At 62.3% G+C, this 6173-nt stretch carries 8 protein-coding genes; 3 read left to right on the forward strand and 5 right to left on the reverse strand.

Annotated features, from left to right (window positions below; translation table 11 throughout):
- A partial coding sequence (locus VMR39_RS28605) for a hypothetical protein (RefSeq protein ID WP_325421625.1) occupies positions 1-357 on the forward strand: 357 nt, incomplete at its 5' end.
- 44 nt (positions 358-401) lie between these two features.
- Here the strand turns inward: VMR39_RS28605 and VMR39_RS28610 are convergent.
- The 3 genes from VMR39_RS28610 to VMR39_RS28620 all read right to left on the reverse strand — a co-directional run bounded on the left by VMR39_RS28610 (position 402) and on the right by VMR39_RS28620 (position 3256).
- The gene (locus VMR39_RS28610) at positions 402-1739 is read right to left on the reverse strand and encodes an aromatic ring-hydroxylating dioxygenase subunit alpha (protein ID WP_325421627.1); all 1338 of its coding nucleotides are present in this window, start codon (positions 1737-1739) and stop codon (positions 402-404) included.
- Between the two features lie 304 nt (positions 1740-2043).
- Positions 2044-2823 (reverse strand): SDR family NAD(P)-dependent oxidoreductase, encoded by a 780-nt coding sequence (locus VMR39_RS28615; protein ID WP_325421629.1) that lies wholly within the window; start codon positions 2821-2823, stop codon positions 2044-2046.
- A gap of 16 nt (positions 2824-2839) precedes the next feature.
- A complete protein-coding gene (locus VMR39_RS28620; RefSeq protein ID WP_325421631.1) occupies positions 2840-3256 on the reverse strand; it encodes a nuclear transport factor 2 family protein in 417 nt (138 codons plus the stop codon).
- Between the two features lie 154 nt (positions 3257-3410).
- Here VMR39_RS28620 and VMR39_RS28625 point away from each other — a divergent pair, with 154 nt between their 5' ends.
- Complete coding sequence (locus VMR39_RS28625) at positions 3411-4214, forward strand: SDR family NAD(P)-dependent oxidoreductase (protein WP_325421633.1); 804 nt, start codon at positions 3411-3413, stop codon at positions 4212-4214.
- Between the two features lie 19 nt (positions 4215-4233).
- Positions 4234-5019 carry an SDR family NAD(P)-dependent oxidoreductase gene (locus VMR39_RS28630; protein ID WP_325421635.1) on the forward strand — a complete coding sequence of 262 codons (786 nt, stop codon included), beginning with the start codon at positions 4234-4236 and terminating at the stop codon, positions 5017-5019.
- Between the two features lie 245 nt (positions 5020-5264).
- On the opposite strand, the gene VMR39_RS28635 is transcribed toward VMR39_RS28630, so the two are convergent.
- Both VMR39_RS28635 and VMR39_RS28640 read right to left on the reverse strand, forming a co-directional pair.
- Positions 5265-5687: a nuclear transport factor 2 family protein gene (locus VMR39_RS28635; RefSeq protein ID WP_325421637.1), complete on the reverse strand. Its 423-nt coding sequence runs from the start codon at positions 5685-5687 to the stop codon at positions 5265-5267.
- Between the two features lie 76 nt (positions 5688-5763).
- On the reverse strand, positions 5764-6173 hold a 410-nt coding region (locus tag VMR39_RS28640; protein WP_414712613.1), incomplete at its 5' end, for an AMP-binding enzyme.

Below are 6173 nucleotides of genomic sequence, written 5' to 3' on the forward strand. Positions count from 1 at the left end.
CGCGTCGCCTATCAGAAGCGCAGTTCGACCTTCAACTGCATCACGCCCTGCGGCGGCAACAATATCGATGTCAATTATCCCGGCGAACAATGGACCAATGTCCGACTGGTCGCGCCCGGTTACAATCCCGGCGTGCCGCGCTTCACCGACGCGACGACCTTCATCGACGCAAAGATTTCCTACAACATCACGCGCAATTTCCAGGTCTATATGGAAGGTCGCAACATGACGCGGGAAGCAGCGACGGCGTCGACCGGCAGCTATGTGCCCTTCGCCGACGGCACACCGCGTGTCATGCGCCTGTCCTATGGCGGTCGTCGCATCATGGGCGGCATCCGCATCCAGTTCGGCAATTAAAGCATAAGGGCGCGGGGTCATTACACCTCGCGCCCTTGGCCTATTCAGCGTCGTCCTTCCAGATAGTCGTTCAGCACCTCATGGAAGAAGCGCACGCGGGTTTCCTGCCCGGTCAGATAGGCATCCTCATAGCCGCGTGAATGCATCCCGCGCTGCTGCCCCTCGGCCAGCATCATGTCCTGATAGACGATCTGCCCCTCGATCTCCGGCACGCCCCGACCATTGTCGAAGGCGCGATGCTGCATTTCCGCTTCCCGCAGCGGCTGGCGCCCGGCCATGATCGATTCCACCTCTGTCTGCCCTTCGACCGGGAAGGCCATGCACCATAGGTCGAAGGTGCATTTGTTCGGGTCGTCAGGGTGCGGTTCGGTGCGGAAGAAGATCAGATTGTCCGGCAGGAAGGATATGGTGACATTGGGGAACATCACCGTATGCGGGCTGTCGGTAATCTCCTCATCATCCATATGTTCGTAATGGAGATAGCCGCGTTCCCGCCATAGCCGGCGCTTGGCGGCCTTGAGGTCCAGCCAGCCCTGCATCGCCTTCGTCTCGTAGTCGGGATAGACGTCGGGATCGATGTCCCATTGGCGCAGGATATAGTCGAAAGGATGTGGCATCCCATCGGGCAGCCGGTCCGATAGCGAAGGTCGCATCGGCTGAACCGTGCGCCCATGGCCGCCGGGATACATTTCGTGTCGCGCCGTATCGACATCCTGATCTATCCATGGCGGCACCTGCGGATGGGCGGTGCGGGTATGATAGCTTTCCGAGAAATTATCGGTCGCGAACTTCCAGTTGGTGTCGAGGTCGATCTTCATCCAGAAGACGCGGACCGCCGTGTCCATTGGATAATTCTTGTAGAGTTCGGGCATCGGCGCGAGATAGTCGAGCAGTTCGGGCGCCGTGTCGTCCATCGTGTACCAGACAAAGCCGCCCCAGGTGGCGCAGCGCAGTTCCTTAAGCCTGAGCGTTCCGCAGGGATTGCCCTGCGGGAAATCATGCGCGTCCTGTGCATATTGCAGCACGCCGTCCGTGCCCCAGACCCAGCCATGATAGGGGCATTGGAAGGCGTTGGCAGCGCTGGCGTCGTTCACCAGACGCATGCCCCGATGGCGACAGGCATTGTAGAAGGCCTTGATCGAGCCATCCTGCTGTTTCACGCAGAAGACGCTTTCGTGCATGAAGTCGTGGACGATATAATCGCCCGGCTCCTCCAGTTCCGCCGTGCGGCCCGCGACATGCCAGATGCGGGTCCACATATGATCCCATTCCTTTTGCATGAAGTCGCGCGAGGTGTAGCGGTCACCGGTGATGGGATCGCCGCGCAGGATCGCGGGATCGCGCCCGTCGATGGTGAGGGGGTGCAGATCAATCTTTCCCATAGCGCTCTCCTTTCGCGGCGACATGGATGTCATTGCGCCGTCCGGCCGCCGTCGACAACGAATTCGCCACCGGTGATAATTTGCGAGGAAACGTGACCATTGCGGCGATATCGCCCTGAAACCAACGATTGGCCGGGCCGCTAAACTCCTGCCCGAAATAGGATTTGCGTCGCTTAACTTCGCATATTTCTCGCAAATTCTGACATTTTATTGCGGACGCCTGATCCTATCGGAAAGTCGTCGAAACAGTTTGACTTTCAGGTTCTTTACTTATCAGAGCGAGGCCAAATAGGACAGCTCCGCATCAAACGCCGGTCATGCCAGCAGTGGAGGCGCCATCGATCGCATATTCGCCGCCGGTGACGAAGGCTGCTTCGTCCGAGGCCAGATAGGCGACGAGGCCAGCCACTTCCTCGACCCGCGCCATGCGCCCCGTCGGCGACATGCCTTCATAGGCGGCGCGGGCGGCCGACGGGTCGGGACAACCATCGATGATGTTGGTGATGAGTTCGGTTTCCACTACGCCTGGCAGGATCGCGTTGCAGCGGATGTTGAGTTTCTGAAGGCCACAATGGATCGCGACCGACTTGACCAGTGCGACCACCGCCGCCTTGCTGACGCTGTAGGTGACATAGTTGCTGAGTGCGCGATTGGCGTTCATCGAACTGTTGACGATGATCGACCCGCCCGATCCGCCGGGATTTTCCTTCATGAGCGCAATGGCCGATTTGATCGTCAGCATGACGCCGGTCTGGTTGATGGCAAGAATGTTCTCCCACGCTTCGAGCGAGACGCTTTCGATGCTGCCATCGCCCTTTTCGGTGCCGGCATTGGCAAAGGCGATGTCGAGCCGGCCGAAGTCGCGCCGGACCAGCTGTTCGACGCGCGCCCAGTCGGCTGCATCCTGCACTGCCGCCTGGACGAAGGTTGCGCCGGTTTCATCGGCGAGGCTGGCCGCCTTTTGCGCGTTGGAGCCGGTGAAGATCACCCGCGCCCCGTCCGCCGCCAGCCGCTGTACCGCCGCCCGGCCTATCCCGGCCGTACCGCCGGTGACGAGCGCAACCTTGCCGTTCAAGTTCGCCATGAAATCCTCTCCCGCGTCAGGCCGGCAGCAGGCCGGTGGCCCGCGCGATCGATGCCGTGTCGAAATAATAGGGGGTGATGCCGCAAAACTTATCGCCGCGGACATGGAAAACCTCGGTGAGGGGCATTTCCAGCCGCTGCCCGCTGCTGCGCGCGGTGGCCGTCACCTTCACGAGGACGATGGCGTGATCCTGCCCAACGCAGATATCCCCGGTTTCGAGCGCGGGATCCTCCCAATAGGCGAACACCCTGGTGTACAGATCCTGCAAGGCGCTCTTGCCTTCATAGGTGCCGGCATAGGGCAGGCTGTCGGCTTCCAGGATGACGAAATCATCGGTCAGCATATCCGCCACCGCATCCCACTGGCCGGTGCCGGTAAGCTGGTAGATGCGCTGGACCATATTCCTGATGTCGGCATAACGCTGCATGTCCATGGCGGCCTGTCCTTTTCCGTCATCGTCTCCTGATCGTGATGATTGGAACTTCCCGACGCGCGCGTCACCCTGCAAAAAAGCGCAGGTGCCTACGCCCGCCTGTGCGGGGAGAAGGCGTGATGGAAAAATGACGGCGATGAAGAGGATGGATCGAATGGCAGGCAGGCTGGAAGGCAGGGTCGCGCTCGTCAGCGGCGGGTTGCGCGGCATCGGGCGGGCGATCTGCGAATGCCTAAGTGCGGACGGTGCTGTCGTCCATGTCACCGATCTCGATGCGCCGGAGTCGCCCGATGTGCAGGCTGCGATCGGCGCGATGGCGCAGGCGCGCTATATCCGGTTGGACGCCACCAGCGAGGAGAGCTGGATCGCCGCGCGGGAACAGGTCGAGCGCGATTTCGGGCAGCTCGACATATTGGTGAACAATGTCGGCGCGGACCTGACCGGCAAGGTGCAGGAGTTGAGGCTGGAGGATTGGCGGCGGCTGATTACGCTCAACCTCGACACCGTATTCCTGGGGACAAAGACATTCCAGCCGCTGCTGGCGAAGGGCGGCGCATCGACGCCCTATGGATCAAGCATCGTCAACATCAGCTCGATCATGGGGCTGGTCGGCATGGGCGAGGTCGCCGCCTATAACGCATCCAAGGGCGGGGTCCGGCTGTTCAGCAAGTCCAACGCGCTGGAATTCGCCGATGCGGGCATTCCGATCCGCGTCAATTCGGTCCATCCCGGCTTTGTCGACACGCCACTGCTGCGCAAGGGCTTCGAACGCTGGGCCGAGCGCGACGGGACGGTCACGGCCGACGAACTGATAGCGCAGATGGCGGAGACGACGCCGGTCAAGCGGCTGGCCCAGCCGGTCGAGATCGGCAAGGTCGTCGCCTTCCTCGCCAGTGACGATGCCAGCTACATGACCGGCAGCGAAGTCGTGGTGGACGGCGGCTGGACCGCGCGCTGATCGCAAGGAGGAGAGAGCTATGAAGGGCAGGACGGACCTTGGCGGCGCGGTCGCGCTGGTGACGGGCGCGACGGGCGGCATCGGTCGCGCGACGGTGACGGCGTTGGCGGAGGCGGGCGCGACGGTGGTGGCGACCGATATCGGCGTGTGGGCCGACGTGGCGGGCGCGGCGCTCTATGCGCCTCTGGATGTCACCGATGAGTCGGCGTGGGCGGGGATGATCGAACGGATCGAGGTGGACTATGGACGGCTCGATATTCTCGTCAACAATGCCGGGATCTCCGTGACCAACAGCATCGCCGCGACGACATTGGCCGAGTTCCGCAAGTGCATGGCGATCAATGTCGAGGGCGTGTTCCTGGGCACGCAGGCGGCGCAGGCGATCCTGGCGCGAAGCGGGGCGGACCGGGTGGGCGGATCGTCGATCGTCAACCTGTCGTCGGTCGGCGGGCTGCGCGGCGCGGCGTGGATGGGCACATATTGCGCCAGCAAGGGCGCGGTGAAGCTGTTCACCAAGTCGGCGGCGATGGAATTCGCGCTGCTGAAGCAGCCGATCCGGGTCAACAGCGTGCATCCCGGCGGCATCGATACGGGCATGATGGATGCGATCTATGCCCGCTATGTCGCCGAAGGGGTCTTTCCCGATGAGGAGACGGCGCGCGCGACGGTTTCGGCCGGGCACGCACTTGGGCGTATGGGCCAGCCGGAGGAAATCGCGTCGGGGATCGCCTATCTCGCCAGCCCGGCGGCCAGTTTCATGACCGGATCGGAGATGGTGATCGACGGCGGCATGACCGCGCATTGAGGGGGATGGGAATGATGCAGCCGATCTTCAAGCTACCATAAGCGGGCATCCAAATCTGTTGCGGCTGAGCTTGTCGAAGCCTTCTTCTTTTTTTGAAGAGGAAGTGAAGCCCTTCGAAAAGCTCAGGGCGAACGGAAGTTGAAGAAGCGGAAAGGAGGCCCGGATCGCCATCGCGGTCCGGGCCTCCCCTCTACCGGCGCTTTATGGAGAGATGGACGCCGGCAGTAACGTTGAGCGGACCGCGATCAGGTCTGGTGGATGATACCGAAGATGCGTTCCTTGAACTGCCATTGGCCGTCGCGCTTCACCAGCTTGTCATTATAGCAGGCGCGCGCGCGCTTATCCTTGCCGCTGTCGGGGTCGGTATAGACTTCGGAGAAATAGGTTCGCGCTTCGGCCGTATCGCCCGTCGCCCGGATCATGCCGGGCATGGCGATGAAGGAAAGTTCGGGATAGGCGGGCATGGCGCTGGCCCACAATTCCATCACATTGTCGCGCCCCGACACGATCCCCAGTTCGGGATAATGGGACAGATCCCAATGGCCGTCCTCGGCCCAGAGGCTGGTCATGAGGTCGCGGTCGTGGCGGTTCACCGCGTCGGCATAGCTTTCCATCAGTTCGCGAATGGCGATGCGGTCTTCCAGCGGCCCTGAATAGTTGCGGCTCACACGTCTCTCCTTGTCCCTTGTCTTGAGGGCAGGTTATGCGCCTTCGCGCGCCTGCCCTACTCACGAAAATCGCAGGTCAGCGATATTGGTCGCGCAGAAGACGGCGGAGTATCTTGCCCGACGGGTTGCGCGGCAGGCTGTCGGCGAAGGAGACCGACTTGGGCGCCTTGTAGGCGGCGATCCGTTCGCGCGCCCAGGCGATCAGGGCGGCGGGATCGGGCTGGCGGCCTTCTACGGGCACGACGATCGCCTTCACCGCCTCGCCCCATTTGGGATCGGGAATGCCGATCACCGCGACGTCATGCACGTTGGGATGGCTGAACAGGGCGTTCTCCACCTCGGCCGGATAGACATTCTCGCCGCCGGTGATGATCATGTCCTTGATCCGGTCGGCGAGATAGACATAGCCGTCGGCGTCCATCCGTCCGGCGTCCCCGGTGCGCAGCCAGCCATCGGCGTCCAGCGTTTCGGCCGTGGCGTCGGGGC

The organism is Sphingobium sp., from assembly GCF_035511395.1.
In the GTDB taxonomy this organism is placed as follows: Bacteria; Pseudomonadota; Alphaproteobacteria; order Sphingomonadales; family Sphingomonadaceae; genus Sphingobium.